This window comes from Streptomyces sp. NPDC051913, from assembly GCF_044593635.1.
In the GTDB taxonomy this organism is placed as follows: Bacteria; Actinomycetota; Actinomycetes; order Streptomycetales; family Streptomycetaceae; genus Streptomyces.
In genome coordinates, this window is sequence record NZ_JBIUCI010000008.1 from 116,487 (window position 1) to 142,077 (window position 25,591).

27 protein-coding genes are annotated in these 25,591 nt (G+C 68.9%); 11 read left to right on the forward strand and 16 right to left on the reverse strand.

Going from position 1 to position 25,591, the window contains the following annotated elements; all coding sequences use genetic code 11:
• Positions 1-106: 106 nt before the first annotated feature.
• The 5 genes from ACIHIX_RS24715 (at position 107) to ACIHIX_RS24735 (ending at position 4,430) form a co-directional block, all read left to right on the forward strand.
• A complete protein-coding gene (locus ACIHIX_RS24715) occupies positions 107-1,444 on the forward strand; it encodes a glycosyltransferase (protein WP_399959622.1) in 1,338 nt (445 codons plus the stop codon).
• A gap of 237 nt (positions 1,445-1,681) precedes the next feature.
• The gene (locus tag ACIHIX_RS24720; protein WP_399959624.1) at positions 1,682-2,377 is read left to right on the forward strand and encodes a GAF and ANTAR domain-containing protein; all 696 of its coding nucleotides are present in this window, start codon (positions 1,682-1,684) and stop codon (positions 2,375-2,377) included.
• 260 nt (positions 2,378-2,637) lie between these two features.
• Positions 2,638-2,763 (forward strand): hypothetical protein, encoded by a 126-nt coding sequence (locus ACIHIX_RS24725; protein ID WP_399959625.1) that lies wholly within the window; start codon positions 2,638-2,640, stop codon positions 2,761-2,763.
• A gap of 336 nt (positions 2,764-3,099) precedes the next feature.
• Positions 3,100-3,684 (forward strand): sigma-70 family RNA polymerase sigma factor, encoded by a 585-nt coding sequence (locus tag ACIHIX_RS24730; RefSeq protein WP_399959627.1) that lies wholly within the window; start codon positions 3,100-3,102, stop codon positions 3,682-3,684.
• Complete coding sequence (locus ACIHIX_RS24735) at positions 3,681-4,430, forward strand: anti-sigma factor domain-containing protein (protein ID WP_399959629.1); 750 nt, start codon at positions 3,681-3,683, stop codon at positions 4,428-4,430. Before ACIHIX_RS24730 ends, ACIHIX_RS24735 begins: the two co-directional genes overlap by 4 nt.
• 44 nt (positions 4,431-4,474) lie before the next feature.
• Here the strand turns inward: ACIHIX_RS24735 and ACIHIX_RS24740 are convergent, their stop codons facing one another.
• The 7 genes from ACIHIX_RS24740 to ACIHIX_RS24770 form a co-directional block, all read right to left on the reverse strand.
• A complete protein-coding gene (locus ACIHIX_RS24740; protein ID WP_399959631.1) occupies positions 4,475-5,284 on the reverse strand; it encodes a DUF1295 domain-containing protein in 810 nt (269 codons plus the stop codon).
• Positions 5,281-6,597 carry a class I SAM-dependent methyltransferase gene (locus tag ACIHIX_RS24745; RefSeq protein WP_399959633.1) on the reverse strand — a complete coding sequence of 439 codons (1,317 nt, stop codon included), beginning with the start codon at positions 6,595-6,597 and terminating at the stop codon, positions 5,281-5,283. Before ACIHIX_RS24745 ends, ACIHIX_RS24740 begins: the two co-directional genes overlap by 4 nt.
• Positions 6,594-7,880, reverse strand: coding sequence for a class I SAM-dependent methyltransferase (locus tag ACIHIX_RS24750; protein ID WP_399959635.1), 1,287 nt, complete (start codon positions 7,878-7,880; stop codon positions 6,594-6,596). Before ACIHIX_RS24750 ends, ACIHIX_RS24745 begins: the two co-directional genes overlap by 4 nt.
• On the reverse strand, positions 7,877-8,641 hold the full coding sequence (locus ACIHIX_RS24755; RefSeq protein ID WP_399960199.1) for a DUF1365 domain-containing protein: 765 nt from the start codon (positions 8,639-8,641) through the stop codon (positions 7,877-7,879). Before ACIHIX_RS24755 ends, ACIHIX_RS24750 begins: the two co-directional genes overlap by 4 nt.
• Entirely contained in the window at positions 8,635-9,945 is a 1,311-nt protein-coding gene (locus ACIHIX_RS24760; protein WP_399959637.1) for an NAD(P)/FAD-dependent oxidoreductase, read from the reverse strand. The genes ACIHIX_RS24755 and ACIHIX_RS24760 overlap by 7 nt, the downstream gene beginning before the upstream one ends.
• A gap of 208 nt (positions 9,946-10,153) precedes the next feature.
• Complete coding sequence (locus ACIHIX_RS24765; protein WP_399959639.1) at positions 10,154-10,816, reverse strand: fasciclin domain-containing protein; 663 nt, start codon at positions 10,814-10,816, stop codon at positions 10,154-10,156.
• Positions 10,817-10,918: 102 nt separating this feature from the next.
• Positions 10,919-12,550, reverse strand: a complete 1,632-nt coding sequence (locus ACIHIX_RS24770) for a sulfite oxidase (RefSeq protein WP_399959641.1) — start codon at positions 12,548-12,550, stop codon at positions 10,919-10,921.
• 283 nt (positions 12,551-12,833) lie between these two features.
• Here ACIHIX_RS24770 and ACIHIX_RS24775 point away from each other — a divergent pair, with 283 nt between their 5' ends.
• On the forward strand, positions 12,834-13,529 hold the full coding sequence (locus ACIHIX_RS24775) for an alpha/beta fold hydrolase (RefSeq protein WP_399959643.1): 696 nt from the start codon (positions 12,834-12,836) through the stop codon (positions 13,527-13,529).
• On the opposite strand, the gene ACIHIX_RS24780 is transcribed toward ACIHIX_RS24775, so the two are convergent.
• Positions 13,499-13,876: a hypothetical protein gene (locus tag ACIHIX_RS24780; protein WP_399959645.1), complete on the reverse strand. Its 378-nt coding sequence runs from the start codon at positions 13,874-13,876 to the stop codon at positions 13,499-13,501. The genes ACIHIX_RS24775 and ACIHIX_RS24780 overlap by 31 nt on opposite strands.
• A gap of 309 nt (positions 13,877-14,185) precedes the next feature.
• Between ACIHIX_RS24780 and ACIHIX_RS24785 the strand changes: the two genes are divergently transcribed.
• Both ACIHIX_RS24785 and ACIHIX_RS24790 read left to right on the forward strand, forming a co-directional pair.
• Positions 14,186-14,674 (forward strand): flavin reductase family protein, encoded by a 489-nt coding sequence (locus ACIHIX_RS24785; RefSeq protein ID WP_399959646.1) that lies wholly within the window; start codon positions 14,186-14,188, stop codon positions 14,672-14,674.
• Positions 14,643-14,948, forward strand: a complete 306-nt coding sequence (locus ACIHIX_RS24790; RefSeq protein WP_399959648.1) for a hypothetical protein — start codon at positions 14,643-14,645, stop codon at positions 14,946-14,948. Before ACIHIX_RS24785 ends, ACIHIX_RS24790 begins: the two co-directional genes overlap by 32 nt.
• 43 nt (positions 14,949-14,991) lie before the next feature.
• Here ACIHIX_RS24790 and ACIHIX_RS24795 read toward each other — a convergent pair whose 3' ends face one another.
• The 6 genes from ACIHIX_RS24795 to ACIHIX_RS24820 form a co-directional block, all read right to left on the reverse strand.
• On the reverse strand, positions 14,992-15,213 hold the full coding sequence (locus ACIHIX_RS24795; protein WP_399959650.1) for a hypothetical protein: 222 nt from the start codon (positions 15,211-15,213) through the stop codon (positions 14,992-14,994).
• A 306-nt stretch (positions 15,214-15,519) separates the two neighbouring features.
• The gene (locus ACIHIX_RS24800) at positions 15,520-16,341 is read right to left on the reverse strand and encodes a S1 RNA-binding domain-containing protein (RefSeq protein WP_399959652.1); all 822 of its coding nucleotides are present in this window, start codon (positions 16,339-16,341) and stop codon (positions 15,520-15,522) included.
• A gap of 50 nt (positions 16,342-16,391) precedes the next feature.
• A complete protein-coding gene (locus tag ACIHIX_RS24805) occupies positions 16,392-17,513 on the reverse strand; it encodes an IS630 family transposase (protein ID WP_399959653.1) in 1,122 nt (373 codons plus the stop codon).
• 83 nt (positions 17,514-17,596) lie between these two features.
• A complete protein-coding gene (locus ACIHIX_RS24810) occupies positions 17,597-18,070 on the reverse strand; it encodes a hypothetical protein (RefSeq protein ID WP_399959655.1) in 474 nt (157 codons plus the stop codon).
• A gap of 247 nt (positions 18,071-18,317) precedes the next feature.
• Positions 18,318-18,587 carry a hypothetical protein gene (locus ACIHIX_RS24815; protein ID WP_399959657.1) on the reverse strand — a complete coding sequence of 90 codons (270 nt, stop codon included), beginning with the start codon at positions 18,585-18,587 and terminating at the stop codon, positions 18,318-18,320.
• 316 nt (positions 18,588-18,903) lie between these two features.
• On the reverse strand, positions 18,904-19,041 hold the full coding sequence (locus tag ACIHIX_RS24820; RefSeq protein ID WP_399959658.1) for a hypothetical protein: 138 nt from the start codon (positions 19,039-19,041) through the stop codon (positions 18,904-18,906).
• A gap of 165 nt (positions 19,042-19,206) precedes the next feature.
• Between ACIHIX_RS24820 and ACIHIX_RS24825 the strand changes: the two genes are divergently transcribed.
• The 3 genes from ACIHIX_RS24825 (at position 19,207) to ACIHIX_RS24835 (ending at position 23,220) form a co-directional block, all read left to right on the forward strand.
• Positions 19,207-19,656 carry a hypothetical protein gene (locus tag ACIHIX_RS24825; RefSeq protein ID WP_399959660.1) on the forward strand — a complete coding sequence of 150 codons (450 nt, stop codon included), beginning with the start codon at positions 19,207-19,209 and terminating at the stop codon, positions 19,654-19,656.
• Positions 19,657-20,171: 515 nt separating this feature from the next.
• Positions 20,172-21,116 (forward strand): C45 family autoproteolytic acyltransferase/hydolase, encoded by a 945-nt coding sequence (locus ACIHIX_RS24830; protein WP_399959662.1) that lies wholly within the window; start codon positions 20,172-20,174, stop codon positions 21,114-21,116.
• 949 nt (positions 21,117-22,065) lie between these two features.
• Positions 22,066-23,220 (forward strand): hypothetical protein, encoded by a 1,155-nt coding sequence (locus ACIHIX_RS24835; protein ID WP_399959664.1) that lies wholly within the window; start codon positions 22,066-22,068, stop codon positions 23,218-23,220.
• Positions 23,221-23,909: 689 nt separating this feature from the next.
• On the opposite strand, the gene ACIHIX_RS24840 is transcribed toward ACIHIX_RS24835, so the two are convergent.
• On the reverse strand, positions 23,910-24,698 hold the full coding sequence (locus ACIHIX_RS24840; RefSeq protein WP_399959666.1) for a Tat pathway signal sequence domain protein: 789 nt from the start codon (positions 24,696-24,698) through the stop codon (positions 23,910-23,912).
• 294 nt (positions 24,699-24,992) lie between these two features.
• Positions 24,993-25,292 carry a hypothetical protein gene (locus ACIHIX_RS24845; RefSeq protein ID WP_399959668.1) on the reverse strand — a complete coding sequence of 100 codons (300 nt, stop codon included), beginning with the start codon at positions 25,290-25,292 and terminating at the stop codon, positions 24,993-24,995.
• Positions 25,293-25,591 lie beyond the last annotated feature (299 nt).

Here is a 25,591-nt window from a genome sequence, read left to right on the forward strand (position 1 = left end):
CTGCCGTGGTGATCGTCATGCCGTGAACAAGGCCTGGACGCGGCTAGGATGCGCGGGCCCGGTCCGGGTGGACCGCGGGCGCAGGACGTCTGGCCGAAGGGTTCGCATGCCGCGTGTCGTTGTCGTCAGTCCCCCGTTCCTGTCCCACGCCCAGCCCTTGTCGGTCCTGGCCGGTGCGCTGCGCGAGCGGGGCGCGGAGGTCCACTTCGCGTGCGCGCCCGCGTTCGAGCACCTGGCACGACGGGAAGGGACGGGTTTCGTACCGCTGTCCGTGACCCGCAACGCCAACACCGGGGTGGCCGAGGCGACCCGTCAGGACGCGCGGGAGGCGGAGCGGCTGCGGGAGTTCCTCGACGCGACCCGGGAGGGAGCCGTCGCCGCGCTGCTCGCCCAGGCCCGACACCGGCGCGCGGACATGCTCGCGGACCCCGAGGGTGTGCTGGACGCGCTGCGCACGACGGACCGGCGGCTGCGGCCGGACTGGTACGTCGTCGACCAGCTCAGTTACCCGGTCACCCTGGCCCTGCACTGCCTGGACCTGCCGTACGCGACGTTCTGCCCGGGGCATCCCAGCTACGTGTTGTCGGGACCCGACACCTGGTTCGGCCTCCCGTACGCCTGGCCGGACGCCCTACGACCCGATGGGGATGCCCTGGAGGAACTGTCCGGGGCGGTCCGGGCCAACGACGAGGCCTTCACGGCGCTGTTCGCGGCCTTCGCGCGCGAGCACGCGCCCTCCCGGCCCGCTCCGGGCAGGGCCTTCGCGCTCAGCTCCCCGCACGCCGTCGTGCACGCCTACCCGGAGCTGCCCTGGCTGCCCACGCCGCCAGAAGGAACCGTGCGGCTGTTCACGGGCCACATGGCCGCTCCCGCGCCGGAGCTGGACCCGCAGTGGCAGGCGCGGCTGAAGGGGCTGCGCGATGTGGCCGCGCGGGTCGTCCTGGTCGCGCTCGGCACGTTCCTGTCCGCCCGCGACGACGTCCTGCGCACCGTGGTCGAGGGGGTGCTGGCGGGCCTGCCGGACACGGCCGTCGTGGTCGCGGCGGGCGAGCGCACCAGGGCACTGGCCGATCTGGCCGGTGACCGGGCCGTGGTGGTCCCCTCGGTGCCGCAGCAGGCGCTGCTGGAGCACGTGGACGCCATGGTGCATCACGGTGGCGGCAACTCCTTCACCGAGTGCCTGCGGGCGGGTGTGCCCGCGCTGCTGCTGCCGTTCTCCAGCGACCAGTTTTCGGTTGCCTACGACGCCCAGCGCTCGGGCGCGGGCGTGGTGCGCGACCCGAACACGCTGTCGCCCGAGGATGTGCCCACCGCTCTGCAGACCTTGTGGGCAACGGCGGGCCCGCGTCTGCCCGGGCTGTCCGCCTCGGTACGGGGGCGTGGGCCGGGCTGGGCCGCTGGAGAGCTGCTCGCCACGATGGGCCGACGGATGGGCGGGAGCTGAACCCTCCCGCCGCGGACGCTGCGGGCCTGCGCGTGGCCGAGGCTGTGCCCTCCGTCACGGCCGCGGTCGCCGCTCGCACGAGTGGCGCTCAGGATGCCGGACACGCGGAGTTCGGCCGAAGCGCACGGGGTGACTGGGGCGCGCAGGGACGTATGGCCGCGCGTCAGGCCTGATCGTTGCCGCGGTCGGCGAATGGACCGGGCGGTAGGGTGGCTGCACAGGTGATCGAGGTGGGTGATGGCGGTGGAGTGGCGGGAATTCGCCGAGGCAATGGCCCAGCTGGCACGGAACCTGCTCGCGCAGGAGTCGCTACAGGGGACACTGGACGAGATCGCAGCGTCGGCGGTGCGGCTGGTGGAGGGCTGCGACGCAGCCGGCATCCTGGCGATCCGCAAGGGCCGGGCGGTCACGCTGTCCTCCTACGGCGAGATGGTCGAAGCCTCCGACCGACTCCAGGGCGAGCTGGCCGAAGGGCCGTGCTTCGATCTGGCCCGCCGCAAGAAGGGCGGCGACGGGGAGCGGGCATTTCGCATCGCGGACCTCACCGAACCGCAGCCGACCTGGGCGCGGTTCGCCGCAGAGGCCCGTCATCTCGGCGTCGGCAGCATGACCGGAGTCCTGCTCTACACCCATGACGACGACTTCGGTGCGTTGAATCTGTACTCCCGCCGCCCCGGCGCCTTCGGCAAGGACATCGAGACCGCCGGCTGGCTGCTCGCTTCGCACGCCGCCGTGGCCCTGGCCGACGCTCGCACGATCGACCAACTTGAGGACGCCATGAAGACCCGGCACGCCATCGGCGAGGCCATGGGCATCCTCATGGAGCGCCACAAACTGAGCGAGGACGACGCGTTCAACGTGCTGCGCCGCATCTCCCAGCAGCACAACATCAAACTGCGCGACGTGGCCCAGCGGGTCCGCGGCGAGCAGTGATCGACCGGCCACCGTTTCCCGGCCGACCTGACGCACCATCACCACTGGCACAACGTCCGTTGCCCACAACCATCGCCACCGCGACGCGCACGACGACTGGAGCGCTGCCGCCCAGCGCTACCTGTGCAATCGCACGCTCAGGCAGATGTCGTACTGCCTATGCGCGATCTCGGCTTGGAGGGCGCCCGACGCGGGAAGAAGAACCGCACGCGATTTCGTCGCGTCCCGTCCCAACGCGCGGTGGGTCGCCGGCGTCCTACGTGGACACCTGGCCCGGGATCATCTACGTCGGGTTCGTCGTGGACGTGTTCTCCCGCGCGATCGTGGAACGCCCGCTGGACCAGGCCTCGTTCATCATTCGGATGCGGGAGGCGTGGTCGGGCTGACCTGGCCGACGACCGGTCAGGGCCGGCAGGTCTCGGTGCCGCGCAGTGCGGGCCTCGGTGAGTCTCGTGGGCCGGGTGTCAAATCCTGTCCGGGCTGGGCGCGGGCAGCATTCGTCGCGCCGTCCGCTTGGATCACCAGGGGCAGCGCGCCGGTGGGGTGTTTGCGCATGGCGGGTATCCAGACCTTTCCGGCAGCCGGGGGCGACAGTGGTCCTTGACCGGGGACCGACGCCGGCGAAACCCGTCTCCGTCGCAGGAAGTCGACCAATCCTCAGCTTGCGTGGCCCCGGATTACACGGGGCTGTTCCGCCCTACTGCGCTTTTGGGAGAACCATCGTGAAGGAACCTGTACATATCGGCAGTAATCCGGCTGCCAAACCTGATCTCGAGCAGCTGGTCCACGAGGTGGCGCTGGGTGATCAGGAGGCTTTCGCGGCGGTCTACGACGCCGTGGCCGGCTCCGTCCTCGGGGTCGCCCGGGCCGTCTTGCGTGATCAGGCGCAGTCGGAGGAGGTGGCCCAGGAGGTACTGGTGGAGGTGTGGCGCACGGCCCCGCGCTATCGGCCCGAGCGGGGCACGGCCATCAACTGGATTCTCACCCTCGCCCATCGGCGGGCGGTGGACCGGGTGCGCTCCGTGGAGGCCGCGGCGGCCCGCGACACCAAGGCCGCGCTGCTGGAGCATCACCCGGCGTACGACGAGGTGACCGAGCAGGTCGAGGCCCGATTGGAGCAGGAGCAGGTGAGACGCTGCCTGCGCACCCTGACCGAGTTGCAGCGCCAGTCGGTCACGCTCGCCTACTACCGGGGCCTGACCTACCGGGAGGTCGCCGAAGCACTGGCGCTGCCGCTGGGCACGGTGAAGACCCGGCTGCGTGACGGGCTCATCCGGCTCCGCGACTGCCTGGGGGTGACCGCATGACCACGGCCGACCTTCACGCACTGACCGGCGCCTACGCGGTGCACGCGCTGGACGGTGAGGAACATGACGCCTTCGAGCGCCACCTGGCCGAATGTGACACCTGTCGGCAGGAGGTGGCCGAGTTCACCGCCACCACTGGCCGCCTGGCCCTGGCCGCCACGGTGCGCCCGCGCCCCGTCATGCGGGAGCAGGTCCTGCAGCGCATCCCCACCGTGCGGCAGGTGCCGCCCAGTGCCGCGCCGCTGGAGCGAGTCCGTCGTGGCGTGCAGCGGGGCCGGGGCCCGGCCCGGTGGGCGCTGGCCGCCAGCGTGGCGGCCGCGGCCGCGTTCGGCGGCACGGCCGTGTGGCAGTACGAACGCGCCCAGGACGCTTCGCACCGAGCGGCCCAGGCGCAGCAACGGGTCGAGGATCTGGCCGGGGTGCTGGCGGCGCCCGATGCCAAGTCGCGTTCGGCGAAGGTGGCGGGCGGTGCGGGCACGCTGGTGGTCTCCGCCGAGCGGGACCAGGCCGTGTTCGTGGCCTCCGGAATGCCCGCGCCTCCGCGGGGCAAGGTGTACCAGCTGTGGTTCGCCGACGGCGGCGAGATGCGCTCGGCCGGGCTGATGGACCCCGACCGCAGCAGCCAGGCCGTGCTGATGCAGGGTGCGGTCGACGGCGCGTCCGGCGTCGGGATCACGGTGGAGCCGGCCGGTGGATCGAAGCATCCGACCTCGACGCCGGTGGCCCTGCTCGGCGTGCCGGCGTGAGGATGCGCGTGGGGAGCCGCCCGGGCGGCTCCCCACGCGGCTGTTCAGCCTCGGCGCGGCGGCCGGGGGAAGAAGCCGCTGGTCCGGGCCACGTACGCCGCCCAACCAGGACGGTCGGCCATGTGCCTCTCCAGCAGCCGTTTTCCACTTCCGCCAATCAGCAGCACGCTCATCACCAGCGGTGCGGCGACGGACACCGCGGCGGCCTGCCATCCGCCGTCGCAGGCTACGAGGAACAGCCCCCACCAGATCAGGAAGTCGCCGAAGTAGTTGGGGTGCCGGGTCCACCGCCACAGCCCCTGGTCCATGACGCGGCCCCGGTTGGCCGGGTCCGCCTTGTAGCGGGCCAGCTGGGCATCGCCCACGGCCTCGAAGAACAGACCTACGGCCCACACGGCCGTGCCGGCGAAGGCCAGGGCGGACAGGGGCCGGGGTGTGTACTGGGCGGCCTGCACCGGCAGGGACACCAGCCACACCAGGGACGCCTGCAGCAGGTAGACCACCCGCAGGGCGTGCAGGTTCCGGTTGCCCGGTGCGCGGGCCAGCATCGCCTCGTAACGCGGGTCCTCGCCGTGGCCGCGGCCCCGCCGGGCGATGTGTACCGCCAGTCGCAGCCCCCACAGGACGGTCAGGACGGTGACCAGCAGCCGTCTGCCCGGATCGCCGTGGGCCGCTGAGAGGCCGAAGGTCACCGCGGCCACTGCGGCGAAGGCCAGCCCCCAGGCAGTGTCGACGACACGATGCATGTCCAGGTTGAGGGCGATGGCGAAGGTGCCCAGCATGACCAGCAGGACGGTCGCTGCCGCCCATCCAAGATTGGCGGCGAACTCACTCCAGGCAAATGGCGCACTCACCGCTCCTCCGGACGCTGGTACCAGTCGGCAGCCTCTGCACCGGTCAGGCCGCTGTTCCCCGCGGCCCCGGGGCGTACGGCGAGGAACTGGTCCACTCCCATGCGCCGCTGCTCGAAGGCCAAGGCGCCGCCGACCAGGTACAGGCGCCACGCCCGGGCTGTCTGCTCACCCACCAGGCGCACGACGTCCTCCCAGCGGTCCTCCAGCGTGTGGTGCCAGGCGTTGACGGTGCGCACGTAGTGCTCGCGCAGCGACTCCACGGAACGGACCTCCAGACCGGCTGCCTCCAGCAGCCCGACGGTCTCGCCCATCGGCCTCATATGCATGTCCGGGGCGATGTACGCCTCGATGAACGCACCTCCGCCCGGCGCGCGCGTGCCCCGGGACATCTGCTGGACCAGCACCCGCCCCTGCGGGCGGATCATCCGGTGCAGGGCGGCAGCGAAGGCGGGGTACTCCTCGTCCCCGACGTGCTCGCCCATCTCCACGGTGGCGACGGCGTCGTAGGCCGAGCCGGTGATGTCCCGGTAGTCCTGGCACACCACCTCCACCCGGCCCCCCAAGCCGCGCTCGCGCACCTGCTCGCGGACGTACGCGGCCTGCTCCCGGGACAGGGTGACGGCGGTGACCTGTGCCTTGTGTTCTTGCGCCGCGTACAGGGTCAGCGAGCCCCAGCCGCAGCCGATGTCGAGCAGGCGGGTGCCGGGTACGACCCCGAGCTTGCGGCAGATCAGCTCCAGCTTGGCTCGCTGAGCGGCAAGCGGGCTGACCGCTGGTTCCTCGCCCGTCCAGTAGCCACAGGAGTACGCCATCGTCTCGTCCAGCAGCAGACGGTAGAAGTCGTTGGACAGGTCGTAGTGGTGGCTGATGGCTGCCTGGTCGCGGCCCTTGCTGTGCAGGCTGCCCCTCAGCCGTGCCTGGTTCACGGGGGCCGGCGGGCGCGGGCCCACTGCGCCGAGCCGCACCGACCTGGCCACCGTGCGGGTCCAGTCGGCCAGGGACAGGCGAGGAGCGTGCAGGCCCCGCTCCCGCACCGCGGCCCACATGGCGCGCAGCCCCTGGGCCAGGTCGCCCTCCACGTCGAGTTCGCCGGTGACGTATGCCTGGGCCAGGCCGAGTTCACCGGGCTGCCACAACAGGCGGCGCAGCGCACGCCGGGAGCGGACGACAACCACGGGAGCGTCGGCGGGGCCGGTCTCGCTGCCGTCCCAGGTACGCAGCCGCACCGGCAGTGGACCGCCGAGCGCTTGCTCGGCGAGGGCGGCGAGCCGCTGCGCGGCACCGGTACGGGCTGGGGTGCGGGCGCTCGTCATCGGCTCTGCCCCTCCTTGGTGAGCAGGTACTGCTGAACGTCGAGGTAGCGGGCTCGGAAGCCTGCCTCGGAGTAGGCCAGGTAGAAGGTCCACAGACGGCGGAAGGTGGTGTCGAAGCCCAGCGCGTCCACCTGCTCGGCGCGATCGGTGAACCGCTCCCGCCACAGGCGCAGCGTCTCCGCGTAGTGCGCGCCGAAGCCGTCCCGTTCGGCGACCGTCAGCGTCGTGTGGTCGCGGACGGCCTGTTCGATCGCCTGGGTGGAAGGGATCAGCCCGCCGGGGAAGACGTACTTCTGGATCCAGGTGTAGGTGTCCCGGGCGGCCAGCATCCGCTCGTGCGGCATCGTGATGGCCTGCAGGGCCACCCGGCCGCCCGGCGCGAGGCGCTCGTCCAGAGTGCGGAAGTAGACGGGCCAGAACTCCGCGCCGACCGCTTCGATCATCTCCACGCTGACCACCGCGTCGTACGTGCCGCGGGCCTCGCGGTAGTCACACAGCTCGATCGTCACGCGGTCCGCGTACCCGGCCTCACGTACGCGGTGCAGGGCCAGTTCGCGCTGCTCCTGGGACAGGGTGAGCGAGGTGACGTGCGCGCCACGGGCCGCGGCGCGCAGGGCGAGTCGGCCCCAGCCCGTGCCGATCTCCAGCAGGCGGGTGCCTTCATGGACGTCGGCCAGGTCGAGCAGGCGGTCGATCTTGCGGTGCTGGGCTGCGGCGAGCAGGGACCAGTCCGCGGGGAAGCCGCGGAAGACGGCGGAGGAGTAGGTGAGGGTCTCGTCGAGGAACAGTGCGAACAGTTCGTTGGACAGGTCGTAGTGGCGGCTGATGTTGCTGCGCGACCCGTCCGGTGTGTTGCGCTGCGCGTCGGGTTGTCGCTGTGCCCACAGGCCTCGCAGTCGCTGTAGCGGGGGCGGAATCAGGTCGGCCGCGTGCGCGGCGAGCACGGTGAGCGCGCCGACCAGGTCTGGGGTGTCCCACTCGCCCGCCATGTAGGACTCACCGAAACCGATGAGCCCGCGGGTGCCGATGCGGGCGTGGAACGCTTTGGGATCGTGCACTTCTATGAGTGGGCCGCCCAGGCCGAGGGTGGTGCTGTCGCTGAACCGGACCCGCAGGGGCAGTCGCCGCAGGGCGCGTTTCAGTACGGACGCGGTGACGGCCCGCGTCGGCCAGGACGCCCGCGGTGCGGCAGCCACATCGGGCCAGCGCTCGGCGTCGGCGGGCAAGGCCCGGTGGTCGTGGGTACGGTGGCGGGTCGCGGGAACGGTTTCGACTTGGGTCATGATGCTTTCTCCGGGGTGCGGCGGCCCGGGCGCGGCTGCACCGGCAGGCCCCGCAGGAACAGGCGGATACCGTGGAAGCGGATGGCGGCCGACACCATCAAGGTGGACCAGGGGCGGCGTAGGGCCAGGTGCAGCAGGGCGGGGGCTGTTGCCGGGCGGCGCGTGCCGTGCACGGTGGCGGTGAAGGGCGGACTGCCGGGCCGCTGCAGCCGTATCGACAGACGCAGGCGCTCACCGGGCGGGCTGAGCCGCATCTCGTAGTGGCCGTCCACCGGGTTGAACGGCGACACGTAGAACTCCTTGGCCACCGTGGCGGTGCCGGCGCCGTCAGTGTGCAGCAGATAGGCGTGGCGCTCGCCGTAGGTGTTGTGGACCTCCGCCACCACGCAGCGCGGGCCGCCGTCGGCGTCGTAACACCAGTACAGGGTCAGCGGGTTGAAGACGTGCCCGAGGATCCGGGCGTGGGCGAGCATCAGCACCCGGCCGCCGCGCAGGTCGATGCCGTGCTCGTCCAGGAAGCCGTCGAGGGCGGCTCTGATCGACGGGGCGCGACCCGTGAAGTGGTCGCGGGCGCTGAATCGGGCGAGCGGCCGAAGCGGACGCGGCAGCACGGGCGGGTAGTCGACGTCGACCAGCCACAGGTAGGTGCGGTGGCGCAGCGCGTAGTACCGGGGTGCCCGGCGCACATGGGTGATCGTGCAGGGGTAGAGGGCCGGTGGTCTGGGCTGTGCCGGCGGCGGGGCGGATGAAGCGGTCACCAGCTCACTCCCAGAGCTGCGGCGGCCTGGACACCTGAACGGCAGCCGTCCTCATGGAAGCCCCAGCCGTGGTAGGCGCCCGCGAACGCGGTGACCGTGCTGCTCAGTGCGGGCAGCCGGCGCTGCGCGGTGACCGACTCCGGCGTGTAGACGGGATGTTCGTAGGTCATGCGGGCCAGCACCCGGGCGGGATCGACGCGGTCGTGACCGCCGAGAGTGACGACATAGGTGTGCGGGGCGTCGAGGCGTTGCAGCCGGTTCATGTCGTAGCTGACCCGCACCCGGTCGGCACCGGCACCGCAGTCGGGCATCAGGTAGTTCCAGGAGGCTCGGGCTGCGCTCGCCTGCGGCAGGAGGCTGGTGTCGGTGTGCAGCAGGGTGGTGTTGCGGGAGTAGCGGAAGGCGCCGAGGACCTCCTTCTCGTCGGGGGTCGCGTCGGCCAGCATCCGCAGCGTCTGGTCGGGGTGGGTGGCGAGGACGACGTGGTCGTAGGAGGCGGTGGTTCCGTCGTCTGCGGTCACGTCCACGCCGTCCGCGTGCCGGAGCACAGCCCGTACCGGGGTGCCGACGCGTACCTCGTGCAGGTCGGCCGCGATCCGGTCGACGTACGTTCTCGAGCCGCCCGTGACGGTTCGCCACACCGGTGACCCGGTCACCGAGAGCATGCCGTGGTGGGCGAGGAAGCGGAACAGATAGGCCGCCGGATATCCAAGGGCCGTCTCCGCATCGCACGACCACACCGCGGACACCACCGGCGTCATGAAGTGCGCCCGGAAGTAGGACGAGAACCCGGCCCGGTCCAAGAAGGTGCCCAGCGTGAGCGTGTCGTCGGCACCCGTCTCTAGCAGGCGGCGTGCCGCCCGGTGAAAGCGCGGCACCTCGCCCAGCATGCGCAGATACGGCAGGCGCAGGATGTTGTGCGGCTGGGCGAGCAGTCCGCGAAGGCCGCGGGCACCGGCGTATTCCAGTCCGCAGCCCTCGCACCGCACCGACATGCTCATCTCCGACTCCTGCGTGGCCACGTCGAGTTCGCGCAAGAGGCGACGCAGGTTCGGGTAGGTGCGGCGGTTGTGCACGATGAAACCGGAGTCGACACGGTGCGTGCGCCCGTCGGGCGCGGTCAGTTCGTGGGTGTGGGCGTGCCCGCCGAGGCGGTCGTCGGCCTCGTACAGGGTCACGTGATGGGCTCTGCTCAGGATGTGCGCGGCGGTGAGCCCCGCTACTCCGCTGCCGATGACGGCGGTGTGGCGCAGTCTCTCCGCACGGGTGGCCTGCCCGTTCGGGGTCGCCCCGGACGGTCGTTTCATGGTGTTGTCTCCCTCCCCGGACGGGTGAACGACGCACTCGCAGGGCTGGTCCGCAGGCCTTGAGGTCTGCGGACCAGCCCTTTGATGAAGGCATCCGCCGGCCCCGCAGGTGGGGTGGCTGGAGGACGCCCGGTGGGAGGACGCACGCCACCCGAGTCGCTCCCGTCAAGGCGACCGGGCCGGCGTGCGTCCTCGGCTCTCGGTGGTGTCAGCTCTTGGGCATCAGCACGGTGTCGATGATGTAGACGTTGGCGTTCGCGGTCTTGACGTTGCCGCAGACGACCTTCGCGGAGTCGTTGACCGTGTAGGACTCGCCCGAGCCGGAGGTCATGACCTTCGACTTCTCCAGGGTGTCGAAGGAGCCGTTCTCCAGGTCCTTGGGGGTGAGCTTCTGGCCGACGACGTGGTAGGTGAGGATCTTCGTCAGCTGGGCCTTGTCGTTCAGGACCTTGTCCAGGGTGGCCTTCGGGATCTTCGCGAAGGCGTCGTTGGTCGGGGCGAACACGGTGATGTTCTGCGCGTTGTTGAGGGTGTCGACCAGCCCGGCCTTCTCCACCGCCGACACGAGCGTGGACAGCGCGGGGTTGTTGGACGCGGCCGTGGCCACCGGGTCCTTGGCCATACCGTCGAAGGAACCGGCACCGTCCTTCGGCACGGAGGCACAGGCGGGGCCGAACGGCTCGTCCATGCTGCTCGCGGAGGCCGTCGAGCCGCCCATGTCGTCGCCGCTCTCGGCGGCAGAAGCCGACGCCTCGTTCGAGGAATCAGCCTTGGCCGAGTCACTGCTGTCGTTGGAGCAGGCGGTCAGGGCCAGGGGAAGAACGGCGGCCGCGACGACGAGACCGGCGGTACGGCGGATTCGGGTGTTCATCACATTCTCCTGTCGGACAGTGCAGCGTGCTGCAGCTGTGTTGGGGGTGTTGCGGAAAGGTGGTTCAGGGCAAGGGCACGGAGCCCTTGAGGGGGTGGGGATTCACCCGACGGTCACGACGACGGAATGCCATCCGCTGGCGCCGTCGGGGATCGTGCGGGTGCGTTGGTCGGTCTGCACGGCGCCGGTCCGGTCGGTGGCGCGGACGGTGAGGGTGTGGCCGCCCTTGGTAGCCCGCCAGGCAAGCGACCACTGCCGCCAGGTGTCGCGCGTGTCCTCGGCGGCCAGCTCGGCCTCCTGCCACGGGCCGTCGTCGACACGGACCTCGACCTTGTCGATGCCCCGGTGCTGAGCCCAGGCGACTCCGGCAACCATCACCGTGCCGGCCTTGGGACGGGCGAACGGCTTGGGCGTGTCGATCCGCGACGCGGTCTTGATCGGGGCCCTGCGGGCCCAGCCGCGCTTGACCCAGTACGGGTCGTAGGAATCGAACGTGGTGAGCTCGATGTCCTCGATCCACTTGCAGGCCGACACGAAGCCGTACAGGCCAGGGACGACCATCCGGACCGGGAAGCCGTGGTCGAAGGGCAACGGCTCGCCGTTCATGCCGAGAGCCAGCATCGCGTCGCGGCCGTCCATGACGTCCTCGACCGGGCTGCCGATCGTCATGCCGTCCACCGACCGGGACACCAACTGATCCGCCGGCCCGCCACGGGACGGAGGCTTGATGCCGCACTCGGCGAGCAGGTCGACCAGCCGTACGCCGATCCAGCGGGCGTTGCCCACATAGGGGCCACCAACCTCGTTGGATACACAGGTCAGGGTGATGTCCCGTTCGATCAGCTCCCTGCGCAGCAGGTCGTCGAAGGAGTAGGTCCGGGGACGCCGCACGCCTTTGCCGTGGATCCGTAGCCGCCAGGAGTTCGCGTCCACCTTCGGCACCACCAGGGCGGTGTCCACCCGGTAGAAGTCCGCGTTGGGGGTGATGAAGGAGCTGATCCCTGGCGCGCGGAGTCCAGCCCTCCTGGGGACCGGTTGCGCCGGCGACCCGGGGGACGGCAGCACGACCTCCGCACGGGAAGCGATCGCGTCCTGGCCGCGGGCGGACTGCAGTGACCGCCCGATCGCGCCGACCGCGGCCGAGGCCGCTGCCGCGGATACGGCCGCGACGACGAACCCCCGCCGGTCCCAGTCTGCGGACTCACGCGGAGCGTCTCCCGCTTCGTCCGTCGCGGAGCCGGATGCCGACGATGCCGCCCGCCGCACCACGGTGAGGCGGCCCACCAGCACGTACAGGAGCAGCGCACCGGCCAGGCCCCCGGCGGCGGATGGGAGTGCGTCGGTGAAGCTGCTGGAGTCGGGGCGGCTGACGGCGGCTGCCACCCCGACGGCTCCGAAGAGAAGGACTCCGGCGGCTCCGACCCGCCGAAACCGCACCGCCAGCACACCCAACGCCACAGCCAGCACCGTCAGCGCGCCAAGGATGCCGAGCTGCAGGACGAGCTTGTCGTTGGTGCCGAAGTGGCGGATCGCCCAGTCCTTGACCGCAGCGGGGGTTGCGTCGATGGACGCCCCGCCCACCGCGATGACCGGACTGGACTGCGGACGCACCGCAGCAGCGACCAACTCGGCCGCCGCCAGCGCGGTGAAGCCGGCCAGCACCCCGCTCAGCGCACCCAGCGCCAGACGAGACCAACCCGGCCGTACTCGCTGATCCTTCGCTTCGTCCCTCACGGGGGGAATCCGGTTCTGACCGCTGGGCGGATTGGTCGTAGACCTGATCAGGTGAAAGAAGATCGCATACCAATCCGTCCTGCATTCCGCTACGGATTCCAAGGTTGAGCGCCTACAGAACTCGCCGAAACCGCTTCGCTCTGCTCCGCTCTTGGGGCGTACGTCGTCGTTCTAATCGCGGGTGCCTGCACCGGAGCACCAAGCCTTTCCGGCGGCGGCTGCGGATTCTTCGCACGAGAGGTCACTGCACCGTGACTCCGGAAAGGAAGGCAGAGTGTCACCCGTGTGGGATCACGACGGTAGGTCAGCCGCATCGGCACTGTGGCTGCGGCACTGCCCGCAGCAGCCGCGTGCTGCGATCGTCACCCTGCACGGAGGAAGGGCGGAGAGCTACGAGACATCCCGGCCCTGGCACCTGGCGGCACTGAGAATGCGCCCCGTGCTCCGCGCGGCAGCATCCTCGACACCCCTCAACGACCTAGTTCTGGCACACGTGCGCTACCGCCACCGCGGCTGGAACCAGAACGATCCTCTCTACGACACCTACCGCGCGCTCAACGAACTGCAGCAGATCACCGGACCGGTGCCGACCGTCCTCATCGGCCATTCCATGGGAGGCAGAGCAGCCCTTCGGGCAGCCTCGCACCCCCAGGTACACGGTGTCCTCGCGCTCGCGCCATGGCTGCCGCCCGGCGAACCCACCGGGCAGTTGAGCGGAAAGCGGACCGTCGTCGTACATGGCGAGCACGACCGCGTGACCAGCCCCCGAGCCTCCGCGCACTACGTCAACACCGCCCGAACGGCCGGGGCCTGCGCCGGCATCATCCTCATCCGCAAGGGGGATCACGCCATGCTGCGGCGTTCCAGCCTCTGGCACCGCACCGTCACCAACGTCGTCGCCGACCTCCTGCGCCCACAGGCGCACGCTTCGGGACTGACCGCCGCCGTCTACGCAGCCAACGACCCGCTCGTGCTGTGACGAGGCGTCCTTTCTCGATCTCCGCTCTCGATACACGGGTGAGCGGGCGACCCGGCTTGTCGTAGGTGCGTGCAGCTGGAGACCTGTTCGTAGACGGGGCTCTTGTCGACCGGGCTGTGGCTCGCCACCCGGTAGGTGGCGGTGAGTTCGCCCTTGGTGGGCGCCACTTCGGCTGTCTGGCCGACGTAGGCGGTGGTGATGTGGGAGACGGCGTCGTCGGGGGTGACGGGAATTGCCGCACACGTGGTGCTGTACGTCTTGGTTCGTGAGACCGCGTTGACCAGCCAGGCGGAGGTGTTGCGGGCGTGGCTGGTCTTCTGCTTGGCGGTGCGGGTGCCAGGAGTCAATGGTGCCCCAGCTGTAGGTGTGACTGCTGGTCTTGGACGACCAGCGGGCGTTGGTGGTGCCGGTGGAGTCGGTGACCTTCTCCACCCGGGCGGTGCCGTCGAGTTCCTTCTCGCCGTTCAGGCGCGGCGTGTAGAGGGCGGACTTCTTCGAGCGCGGGCCCTCGGTGTTGCCGGAGGTCTTGGTCAGGCCGTCGGCGTCGGCCTAGCCCCAGCCGGCGTCCTGATAGTCGTACGCACACCGCGGGCGCGGGGCACGGAGCTGGTGAATGCTTGACCCATATCCGATCTCTGAGCGGGAAGACGAAGACCGTGACCGATCTCGACCCATTCACCGACCTGCTCGACTACCCGATGTACGTCGTGACCACGCAGGCCGACGGGGAAATGGCCGGATGTCTGGTCGGATTCGCCTCGCAGTGCTCGATTCGACCCGCCCGGTTCATGGTCTGGCTGTCCAAAGCCAACCGGACGTACCGCGTAGCCGAGCGCGCCGACCGACTCGCGGTCCATCTGCTTCGCCACGACCAGGACCGGTTGGCCCGGCTCTTCGGCGGTGAAACCGGCGACCACACCGACAAGTTCACTCAGGTCAGTTGGCACGCGGGACCGGGCGGCCTACCGGTTCTGGACGAGGCTCCCGCCTGGTTTGTCGGGCGCGTGGAGAATCGCATCGACGGCGGCGACCACGTCGGTTTTCTGCTCGCCCCTGAGGCGACGGAAAGTCTCATGGGCAGCCTCACCCCCGTGCTGACGTTGAGCGACACCCATGACATCGCTCCGGGCCACCCAGCGAACTGAGCGGCACGCCCTGGGCGTCGCGATCCTCCTCGATCACGACATCTCTGGCTGGGCCGTATTCACCGGCCGTCGCACAGACCTGGTCGCCAACCGCACCCACACCCTCAGCCGGCTCCTCGTTCAGCTCAACTGGCTTCTCCCCCGTGAGTGGGCACTGGATCTCACCATCGCCGGCCCTCTCGTGCTGTTGACCGGCTATCAGATTCCGGCGGCTCTGCGCCGGACGGGCAGAAGAGGCTCCGTGACCTGGCTGCGCAATCGCAAGGTTCCGTGAGCTGACCACGCGCAGGATCAACAGGTACGGGCTGATGCAGGATTCACTCGCCCTGACGGCACGGATCGCCATGGCGGTGGGCTGCCTTACAAGTGCCATCTTCCTTACGGAAGAGCGTGGTCGCTCGCAAGGCGCAGGACGTCGGGACACCGTTGGCCGTGGCAGTGATCCGCTCAATGGCGATCAGATAGGCGAGACCACCGCTGGACCCAGCGGCGACCACCTCGTACTCCAACGATGTGCATCCGGTGAAGCGGCCGGTCACCCAGTCGAACGTAGGGCCCACCACAGGCCAGCGGTACGGCTCGCCTCGGCGCCGAACAAGATGAACGGATCCGCGCGCAACCACAGGGACTTGCGAGGGCGGGCACCGCCCCGGTTCGGCCCGATCTCCGCCTCACACAAGGGCGGCAGGACATCAGCCAGGAGTTCGTCGACCCCGGACATAGCCGTCGGTGTGGCATTCCCCGAGTGCTGTGACCGCGTAGGTTCGCCGGGTTAAGGCAAGGCCCTGCCCCGAAGACACGGAGCACTCGTGCAGGGGAACCCTTGTGACGGTGACGTGCAGGTGTCACCGGGAGTCAGGTGACACCTGCTGTCGGGAGAGGATCAGCCTGCGCCGCTCTCGGTCGACGTCCGTGACGACGACCGTCACCTCGTCGCCGGCCTCAACGACGTCCTGTGGAGTTGGCACGGGCGTCGAGGTGAGCTCGTGAAGATGTACCAGTCCCTCAATGCCGTCGGCGACCTGGACGAAGAAGCCGAACGGGACCAATTTGGTGACCTGTCCCTTCAGCGTTTGGCCAACCGCGAATGCCTGGAAGGGGTCCGGCTGTGTCGCTTTCAGGGACAGCCTGGCCTCTCCGTTCCATGTGTCGAACTGGAGGAACTCACATGAGACACGCTGCCCGACCTGAACGACGTCCGAAACTGCTTCGATGTGTCGCCACGACAGTTCGGGGATCGTGATGAACCCGACGCCGGGGAAGACCGGATGGTCGGGGCCGTCGTCCAGCGCCACGAACACCCCGAACCGTTCGATGGCTGTGATCGTGCCGGAAAGGATCTCGCCGCGGTGACGTGATTTCAGGAACGCCCACAGTTCCGGGTTCTCGGTGGCGGTCATCGCCAGCCGGGCTCGGCCCTCATCCGGATCAATGGCGATCACCTCGGCGGTGATCCGCTGGCCGACCTTCACGGCCGCAGACTGATTCCAACTCCAGGAGACGTCCAAAGGCCAGATGATCCCCAGCGGGCGTGCGGAGAATCCGTCCAGGGTCACCGTCACCCCCCGAGACCGCGTGACCTCTGCGACAGTCCCGCTACAGAGGTCACCGATGCGGATTCCGGCCAGGAACTCCCGAGAATCCTGATCGCCCGACGCTGCCCCCATGCCGTCCAGCCTCTCATGGAGAGCCGTGCGCTGGCTCGGCGATGGTTTCGTCAGGCTACGGCCTTGCAGGTGCGCCCGCCCCAGCGGATGCCCTTCTCACTGCGGACCCGGGCGCGCTCACGGCGTTCGGCAGCCAGGACGTACCGGTGGCGGGCGTTGGCGTTGCGCCACCGAAGGTATGCGTGCAGGGCCCGGGTCTGCACGATGTGGTTGCGGTGGCGGGAGTTGGCGATGGTGAACTGCCGCAGCGGCCCGAAGTGGGCCTCGATCGGGTTGGCGCAGGACGCGTAGATCGGGGTGAAACACAGTTCGACCTTGTGCTTCTTGGCCCAGCGGCGGATGTCGGAGCCTCTGTGGGCGGACAGGTTGTCCATGATCTTGTAGATCTGTGCGCCATCGGGGCGGGCGGCGCGGATCGACTTCAGCGCGGCCAGCGTGTTCCCAGCACCCTTCCTGCGCCGGTTGACGCCCCACAACGTGTCGTCGCCGACCGAGTAACAGCCGTGGAAGTACCGGACACCATGGGTGCGGTGGTAGGTGGCCGGCAGCCGGTCGGGGTGCCCCTGCCTGGCCCAGCCCGAGCCTGCGGTGGGCCGAATTCCGAGTGGGCCGAACTCGTCGAACGCGAAGACCCGGTCCGGAAAGCGGTCCAGCACCTCCTCGATCCGGTCCAGCTTCGCCTCGCGTTCCGGGTCCGGGGACTCCTTCCACGTCTTGGTGCGCGGGAAGGTGACGCCGCGGCGAGCGAGCAGACCGCGTAACGCTTCGCGGCCGATGCGAATGACCCGGCCGTGGACTTTCCGCAGGTATGCGACCAACTTGCGCAGCGACCAGCGGGTGAAGGGCTGGCCGAGCTTGGTGGGACGGGTGGTGGCCGTCTGAACGACGAAGTCCTCGTCGTCACGACTGAGCGGGCGGGGGCGGCCTCCCGCCCACTGAGGGTCCAGGCAGGCCAGGCCGATCTCGTTGAACCGGTGGATCACGTCCCGGACGGTGTCCTCATCGGCCTGCACGAGCTGGGCGATCACCGGCACCCGGTTCCCGCCGGCCGAGGCCAGCAGTATCATCGCGCGCCGGTAGCGCACCGAGCTCGTACTGCCGCGGCGCACGATCTGCTGCAGCTTCTGCCCCTCCTGGTCGGTCAGTCTGCGCACACGGACAGGCTCGGCCACCGCGCCTCCAGCGGTCGGATCGGACGTCACCGCACATCCAACCGCCACGACCACCAACCCGGCGAACCTATGCGGTCACAGCACTAGCGGTGACTGTCGACCTGGGTGATCTCCACCGTCACATCCGTCGAGGACGAATCGGTACTGATCCGCGACGGGGTGAATGTCAGGTCGTCCTGGTTCGTCAGCTCGGCCGTCGCGACCACCGGTCCAGATTCGTCTCCCTCGATCTCGTAGGTGATTTCGTACACCACATCCGGGTCGATGTCGGCGCTGTCCCCGACCAGCGTCAGGTCCGGCTCGACGGTGAGCAGACAGCCTGCCGATCCAAAGCACTGCCGAGACGTGGTTTGCAACTCGATCGAGAAGTCGTCCGAGCCGAGTTCGGCATACGTCGGCTCCGAGTCCACCTCCTCGGCACTCTCCTCCGTGACAGGGGAACTCGGGGCACTCGATGAGGCCGCTGTCGACGTGTCCGGGCCACTGCCGTCGGACCGTGCCACCAGAATTCCGGTGGCGATGACGGTAACGATCACTACTGCGGCCGCAGCGATCACGACCCCGTTGCGGGACTTCTCCGGTGGACTCGGGGGCGCGGGTGGTGCGGGTGGATAGAACGGTGGTGGCGGTGTGTCAGTGATGATTTCCCCCCAAAGGTAATGGTCCGCGGATCGTAGCTTCAGCTACTGGCGACCACCTTTGAGAGCCGAGAAGGCCAGCTGATCGGATGACAGCGCCCCTGCTCATGAATCGCACAGGGATTCCCATCTTCAACGTGCTGGCGATTCCGCACGTCTCAATCAATCAGTCTTCAGCTTCGTCTATTCCGTCGTCCTCGAAGGAGAAGTACAGGCTCAACACGTACGAATACTCTTCACCGGCGGGAGCGTTTTCCCAAGAGGTATCAATCACGCGGACGTCATGCGCGGCGACCCACTTGGCGGCTTCCTCGAAGGGCTCCGCCACGGCTGAACCGAGGAACAACTTCCGGGCCATGGGATGGACTTGCGAATCCGCGTCGGAATCATCGAAGCCGTGAGGAACCATCAGGTACAGATTGGGTTCACTTCTCATGTGAGCACCCTCCAGCGTTTTCGTTCACTCGTCGCCCCTGTCGCAGCGCCTGTGCTGGAAGACCCCACGGTGAGCTTCAGGGTTGCTCGTATCCGCCCCTCAGGGCTCACTTGGCACGCAGCGCTCGCAGCATGCGCCCCAATGCGGCGGCGGGCTGATGGCTGATGTGGCTTCGTCCACGTGCCCAAACAATGGCCGGCTGCCAGGAGCGATGAACTCCCCCATCCCATACTGCCAACTCATCGTGCCACCAGTGAAGTTCAGCAGCTCGCACTCGCGACTCGCCTCGAACGGCTCACCCGGGCATCGGTCCGTTTCAAGGAAAGGCGGAGCTGCCCCAGCGGCCAGCCGTGGTCGGCGCGTGCCGACAGTGGTCGATCCACCCGGCCATGCCGGGCACCAGCACACCGGACGGCGCATTGACGGATCCCAGGTCAACGAAGGTCTCAGGCATGCGCTGATTGTGCTTCCCCCGTACGACGGTGTCGGATCCGACTTCTACGGATTCCATGGAGGCGTCTGCGTTGATGGGGATCCTTGACAGTGGCTCTGGCCGCGCTTTCGTGAACAGGCGCACTGGGCAGGGGCGCTGCCCTCGCCCTGCCAGTAGGCTCGGAACGTGACGGATCACGGCATTGAGTTCCCGGTCTTCCGACTCCATGTTGTGCCAGCGGTTCTCGCCCTTGCGAGCCCCTCGTGGCAGCGCGATGTCTGGCTGCGGCCAGAGGAGTTCGAGGATCTGGACTACGTGGTCACCGTGCTGTTCGACGACTTTTGCAACGCAGATGATCCCGCGCCGTGGCTGGGCAAGAGCCTGCGGACCGAGGAGGAAGTGGCCCTCATCAAGGAGCTGGGCGAGGTCTACTCGACCGTGCAGGAAGAAGTAGGTCGCGGTGCCCCGGACGAGGTCTATCTGGATGCTCCAGCCTGGACTGACGTGATCGCAGTCGCTGGCAGACTGGCTCAGATGATGGTCACCAATGACCTCCAGGCCGCGGCTCTCCTGCATGAACAGCTAAACCTCCCTCACCGCCGGCGGCCCGCTGCGGGAGCATCGACGGCTGGGTGAGGATGCGCGCCCGCAGGAGTTCGCATCTGATCGACGAACGCCACCATCGCCGGTTTCGGGCGTCGCCCCCCGCGCGGAATATCGTCGCGGACTTCAGTACCGCGTTGACCTCACGCAGCCGCTTGTTCTCCGCCCGCAGCCTGCGCGGTTCCTCGCGTTCGTCCGTGCTGACGAACGCTGTGTCGCCAGCAGCACGGCGTGGCCACGAAGGGCTTCGTCAGACTTCTTGGGCACGTGACCCATCCCCTCTGCCGGCTCACAACGGAGCGGCAGAGAAGTCACAACGGTTCATGTCTGAGCGCTACATGACAAGTTCCGTGGGCTGGTGGTGCGGGTCGGCCGCTGGCCGTGGTCCCGGATGGCGAGGGCCCGCAGCGAACACCCTGCTCTACCGTTCTACATGATCCGTGAGTGCTTCGTATGCCTCCATCGACCATGCCTTGATCTGGTAAACTACCTGCGAAATTAGCTAGGTTGCCGTCACGTCACCGGACATCCGCAAGGGAGCGGCAGCCGTGAGCCGACACCAGAAGACCTTCCGCGCTATCGAGATCGGCGACGGAAGCGACGGGCAATGGACCACACATACACAGGCTCTATGGCCGCTCGCGGAGGGGTGGATGACCGAGGAGAGCCGGACTTTAGAGGGCGCGGATCGTGCTCAGAGGCTGTTCGAGGCACACATGCCTGAGCTGGTCCCCGTGCTGGTCCGCCTCGCCGGTCAGCTTGACCGGCCGGAAGCGAAGACCTTCCTCACCCTTGCGACCTTGCGACCTTTCTTCTCGGGCTGCACCCAGATCGGCGGCAGGGGCACCCTGCTGCGCAACTACGACTTCAGCCCTGACGAGTGTGAGGGCACCGTTGTCTCCTCCCACTTCCTGCGGCCGGTGATCGGAATGCAGGATGCCGCCTGGGGCTTGTTGGACGGAATGAACGATGCCGGGCTCGCGGTCTCACTCACCTTCGGTGGGCGATTCGTCCACGGCCCGGGCTTCGCCATCCTCATCGTCCTGCGCTACTTGCTGGAAACGTGCGACACCGTTGATGAGGCAGTCAGCAAGCTGAAGTCCATACCGATCGCGATCCCGCAGAACGTCACCCTTGTCGACCCCGAACAGGCACTGACGGTGTTCGTGGGGCCGGACATCTCGCTGACCGAGGCCCCGGACGCCTGCGCTGCCAACCATCAGCACATGCCCGTGCCTGACGACCAGGAGCAGTTCTCCCGGACCCAACAGCGGCTGAGCGCTGTTCGTGCGGCCGGTACGGACGTGGCGGCGATGCTGAAGCCGCCGCTGTACCAATCCGCGTACGACGAGGGGCTGGGAACCATCTACACCGCCCATTACAGGCCCTCTGAGGGCCGTGTGACCTACTACTGGCCTGGCGAGTCCTGGGAACAGTCCTTCGCCGAGTTCGCTCCCGGATCCCGCATCGTGACCATCGGCCAAGCTGGCTGAGAACTCCTCGACGGCTCACTACTGGTGGCGGGGGACCAGACGGGCCGCGTCGCGGCTGTGGGACGGGCGGCTACGGCAGCGCACCGGCCTCCTGCGCAACGTCTTCCCGACCCTCCCAGACGACATCGGTGAGGCCACCTTCGGCGACACCTCGGAGGCTGTCACCACCCTCGCCGTCAGTCCCGACGGCTGGACGCTCGCCGTGGGTGGAGAGGCGAGGTCTGCAGCTGTGGGCCATCGCCACGCAGCAGCCGCTGGGCTCCGAGCTGACGACGTCCGACGAGAAGACCGACACACCCTGGCCTTCAGCGCCGACGGAGGCACGCTGCACGCGGGCAGCGCGCACGTGCCGCTCCAGCACTACACGGTCGATCCATCTCGGGCGGCCGCGTCGGTGTGCGCATGGGTGGGAGGCGACGGCCGGGCGCGGGCGCAGTGGCGGACGGACGTACCGGACGCGTCGTACCGGAAGGTGTGCGGCGGACGAGTTGACCGCCCCGATGGAGAGGTCGACGACCCGCCGTCACCGGCGGCGGGTCGGCCAGCGGGCCCGGCCACCGGGCCCGGTCTTCGCCGTCCTTCGCCCCGTACCCGTACCCGTACGAGTTTTCCTCCCCTGACGACACCGGGCCCACAACCAGCCCGTGGTCACGGCGGCTTCCTTCAAGGCCGGCTCCCGTCGTCGTCCAGCAGGTCAACGGCGACGTTAGGACCACAACTGTCCTTGAGGGCAGGACAGTTCCGCGCTTGGGGGGCTGGCCACTCAGCCGCTCCGGTCGGCCGCGGGAAAGGCGGCTCGGACGAGGCCAGTGCGGCGGGGGACGGTGAATGGCGCTCGCAGAGCTGATCCGCCGCGACACTCTCCGCGGGACAGAAGTGCAACAAGACACACCCCTCAGCGCATTGATACATAGGGGGAAGCGGTTCCCTCCGGGACGGAGGAAACGACGTGACGGTCAAGCGCAGGATCGCCGCGCAACTGGCGGGGGTGGGGGCCATCACCCTGATAGTCGGCGGGACCGCCGTAGCCGCACCGGCGGGTGGCGGGACATGGACGGAGATGTCGACGGGGAACGTCTCGGTCATGAGTGTGGCCCAGCCGAGCCCGTCGAAGACGTGGGCCGGCGGTGCGGAGGTCGTCGAGAACCCTGAGAACGGCACGATCCGGTTCACGCCCGCCCTGTACGAGCGGGACCGCGCGCGGGGCGGGACGTGGCAGCGAACACCGCTGCCGGGCGCCGAGGAGTGGAACAGCAGAGTCAACGACATCTCCACCGCGCCCGACGGTTCGGCGTTCTTCGTCGGTGACCAGGGGCAGGGCGAGGACGGTGGAGTCCTCGTCGGGCGCTATGCGGCGGGCGCCTGGCAACTGACCTCCGACACGGGTCTGCCGCAGGGGACGGTCGAAGCGAGTCTGCTGTCGGTGAGTTCGTCCTCCGGTCGGGACGCCTGGGCGGTGGGCCAGGGCTACACACAGGACACCTTCGACCACGTCCCGGTCGTACAGCACTGGGACGGCCACCGGTGGACCTCCGTGCGGATCCCGGGGGCCGGGAACTGGGGCCTGAACCAGGTCGAGCAGGTGGCACCGGACGACGTCTGGGTCGTCGGCATGGACTACGACACGGGTCAGTCCCTCGCTGTGCACTGGGACGGTCTGCGGTGGACGCGGACGGCCACGCCCGTGTTCCCCGAATCGTCCGTCCTCTTCGACATCGCCGCCCGCACACCGACGGACGTCTGGGCGGTGGGATGGTCCCGGGACACCGACCGGCAGCGCCCTGCGGGGCTGGCCCTGCACTGGGACGGGACCTCGTGGAGCGAGGTGCCGCTGCCCGCAGGCACCTTCTCCCTCCAGGCCATCACCCTGCGCCCGCACGGTGGGATCGCCGTCGTGGGCGGCAACGACGACGCGGCGGTCGGTCTGGCCTGGACGCCCACCGGGGGCTGGCGGTCGCTCGACCTGCCCGAGAACGATCCGCAACTCCGCCTCGGCGTCAGCTCCGTGGTGTCCTCCGGCGCGCACCTGACCGTCGGCGGCTGGCACTACCTGTCCGGCGACGACGGTGACTCCTTCATGAGCGGCGCCCTCCTGACCCGCTGAACCGGCCTCGATCAACGGTGGGGGCGGCGCGCCCGCCCCCACCACCACCTCGAACAGATGGCCACCTGATCGGTCTCGCGCCCGACCGGTCAGCAATAGAGGGTGCCGCCCGCCACCTCAGCGAGCGCGGCCTCCTCAATTCCGCTGGAGCGCACCGACCCCGAACAAGCAGCCGTCGAACGGCTCCTCACGTTCGCGGGCAGCATGTGCCGTCCGCGGCGAGCGTGTCCACCTCGGCCCGCCTCACGGCGGAACCGCCGGATCCCATTGAGCCACAGCCGTGCGGGGTACGCCGCTGCACTCGACGACTCCCAACGTTCATAGGCCAGTTGGGGCCCCGCCGCGTGCACTCTGACTTCGTGGTGACTCGTCGCGTGTAGAGGCTGACCCGGCGCGGTGGGCGGCCAGAAGCCGCCGTGCGCTTCGCGCGGCTCGTCCTCGCGGCCGACGGGAGGTACGCCGCCGGCCGCGAGGTGATGGAGACGGTCTGGCCCGCCGGGGCGCGGGGTTCTGTGCCACCAGCGCCGACGTGAGGTGGGGGCGTAGGCCTCCTCCAGGAGGTCGACGCTGATCGGCACTTCGCGGTCGACCCAGTCACGGACGAAGTTGGCGCGAGCATCGCGGACAGCAGGATCGGGACGGTCCGCCATCCCTTTCCCCATCTGTTCGCCACCCAATTGCGCCGACCGTCATACGAGTTGATAGCCGCGCAGGTTGCTGAGCTGCAGATAGCAGTTCTGCAGGGAGCCCGAAGTGTCGCCCAAGGAGCGGTAGATGCCCCACTTGGGGCGCACACGGTCGGCGAGGAAGGTGTCGATGCCGTTGCGGGACTTGTCGATGACGGTGGTCGAGCCGCTCTTGAGGATCCAGCGCAGGGAGCCCGCCGAGCCGTTGCCGATCTTGATCTGGAAGTCCACGTCGATCCAGCGGTCCTGGAGAGGTTCCAGTTCGGTGCGGCCGACGAGGATGTCGTCGGTGAACTGCTTGAGTTCGATGGTCTGCACGCCGTTCACGCGGCGCAGCGACTGCACGACGATGGGCGAGGAGCCGGTGCCGGGCTGTTTCATCTGCATGATGTGGGTGAAGCTCGTAGTCGCTTTCAGGGAACTGGGGATGTACATCGAGTACGTGAGGCGCCACGACTGGCCTTCGGTCCACCGGAGGTAGTTGCTGCCGCTGCCGAGGCGCAGGCCGGTGACCTCGTGGCGCTGCCGGTCGGTGGAGGTGTCGCGGTCGACGGTGTGCATGGTGAAGCGCCAGTTGTTGCCCGTGGTGTAGATGTGCGGGGCACCGGAGGGGTGGGAGCCGGCGCGGTCGTCCTCGACGGTCTCGAAGGCGCCGAGTCCGTCGCCGCTCGCCGAGGGGGACCACTTCAGCTGCCAGGAGGCGGCGTGTGCGGGGGCGGCGGGGAGGCCGACCGTCGTGGCGGCCGCGCCGCCGAGTGCGTATCCGAGGAGCTTCCTTCGCGTGGTGCTCATGAGCGTTCACCTCGTCGTGAGCCGGGGAGGGTGGCGGTGCTCGGGGACGCGGGAGGGTCACCTACCCAGTCGGTTCAGGTATGTGACGGTCGTTCAGTCACACGTCCGGCGGCGGGCTTCAGGGTGCCGTCATGACGGGTCCGGGTCAATGGTCCAGACCGATCGGCACGCATCCCTGGGCTCACTTCCGGCCAACCGCTCCTCGCCGCCGCGCCGCCGAGGCGGGGCGTCTCCCCTATCCCGCCGCCCCCGGCTGGTACAGCACTCCGCGCACCGGTGGACGCCCACGCCCTGTCACGCCTCGTCCGGGTAGTCCCACTTCAGGTCGATGCGGGCCTTCGGCGCGACGGCGCCGATCGCGTTGGTGACGTCGGACTCGAACTGCTCGGACCATCTCCCGAACCCGGTGATGATGATCGGCCCGTGCTCACTGCTCGTCAGAACCTTGGGCGGGTCGTGGAAGACACCCACCCACATCCACGACTCGATCCCGTGCTCCTTGAAGAGCTCTTCCAATGTCACCCCCACCGTGTCGGCTTCTTCGGCGGAGGCAAGGTTCTCGATGTCGAGATAGAGATGGATGTTCACAGACATGCGCCCACCCTAGTGGCGGCCCGACAGCGGCTCGCCGAGCCCCCGATCACCCCCTGGGCCGGCAGAGCGCGAGAGCACCCGCTATTGCCTGCCTTCCGTCCCCTTGGGACGTATGTCTCACCTCGACTGATGCCCAAATGATCGCCCGCAGCTACCAGGCCTCTGCCACTCCGACATCACGGTGATGAGCCGGCCCGCCGAGGCATGCCGGTCGACCGACAACCGCGCACGCCCCAGAGAGAGCCAGGCGACGACCGTTCACCGCGTCAAGCAGGGCATGACAATAAGTACGATAGAGG

Coding starts and splice junctions, on each gene's coding strand:
- ACIHIX_RS24715 (WP_399959622.1), top strand. CDS start 107: ATGCCGCGTGTCGTTGTCGTCAGTCCCCCGTTCCTGTCCCACGCCCAG.
- ACIHIX_RS24720 (WP_399959624.1), top strand. CDS start 1,682: ATGGCGGTGGAGTGGCGGGAATTCGCCGAGGCAATGGCCCAGCTGGCA.
- ACIHIX_RS24735 (WP_399959629.1), top strand. CDS start 3,681: ATGACCACGGCCGACCTTCACGCACTGACCGGCGCCTACGCGGTGCAC.
- ACIHIX_RS24745 (WP_399959633.1), bottom strand. CDS start 6,597: ATGACGAGCGCCCGCACCCCAGCCCGTACCGGTGCCGCGCAGCGGCTC.
- ACIHIX_RS24750 (WP_399959635.1), bottom strand. CDS start 7,880: ATGACCCAAGTCGAAACCGTTCCCGCGACCCGCCACCGTACCCACGAC.
- ACIHIX_RS24760 (WP_399959637.1), bottom strand. CDS start 9,945: ATGAAACGACCGTCCGGGGCGACCCCGAACGGGCAGGCCACCCGTGCG.
- ACIHIX_RS24765 (WP_399959639.1), bottom strand. CDS start 10,816: ATGAACACCCGAATCCGCCGTACCGCCGGTCTCGTCGTCGCGGCCGCC.
- ACIHIX_RS24790 (WP_399959648.1), top strand. CDS start 14,643: ATGACATCGCTCCGGGCCACCCAGCGAACTGAGCGGCACGCCCTGGGC.
- ACIHIX_RS24800 (WP_399959652.1), bottom strand. CDS start 16,341: ATGGGGGCAGCGTCGGGCGATCAGGATTCTCGGGAGTTCCTGGCCGGA.
- ACIHIX_RS24815 (WP_399959657.1), bottom strand. CDS start 18,587: ATGAGAAGTGAACCCAATCTGTACCTGATGGTTCCTCACGGCTTCGAT.
- ACIHIX_RS24820 (WP_399959658.1), bottom strand. CDS start 19,041: ATGCCTGAGACCTTCGTTGACCTGGGATCCGTCAATGCGCCGTCCGGT.
- ACIHIX_RS24840 (WP_399959666.1), bottom strand. CDS start 24,698: ATGAGCACCACGCGAAGGAAGCTCCTCGGATACGCACTCGGCGGCGCG.
- ACIHIX_RS24845 (WP_399959668.1), bottom strand. CDS start 25,292: ATGTCTGTGAACATCCATCTCTATCTCGACATCGAGAACCTTGCCTCC.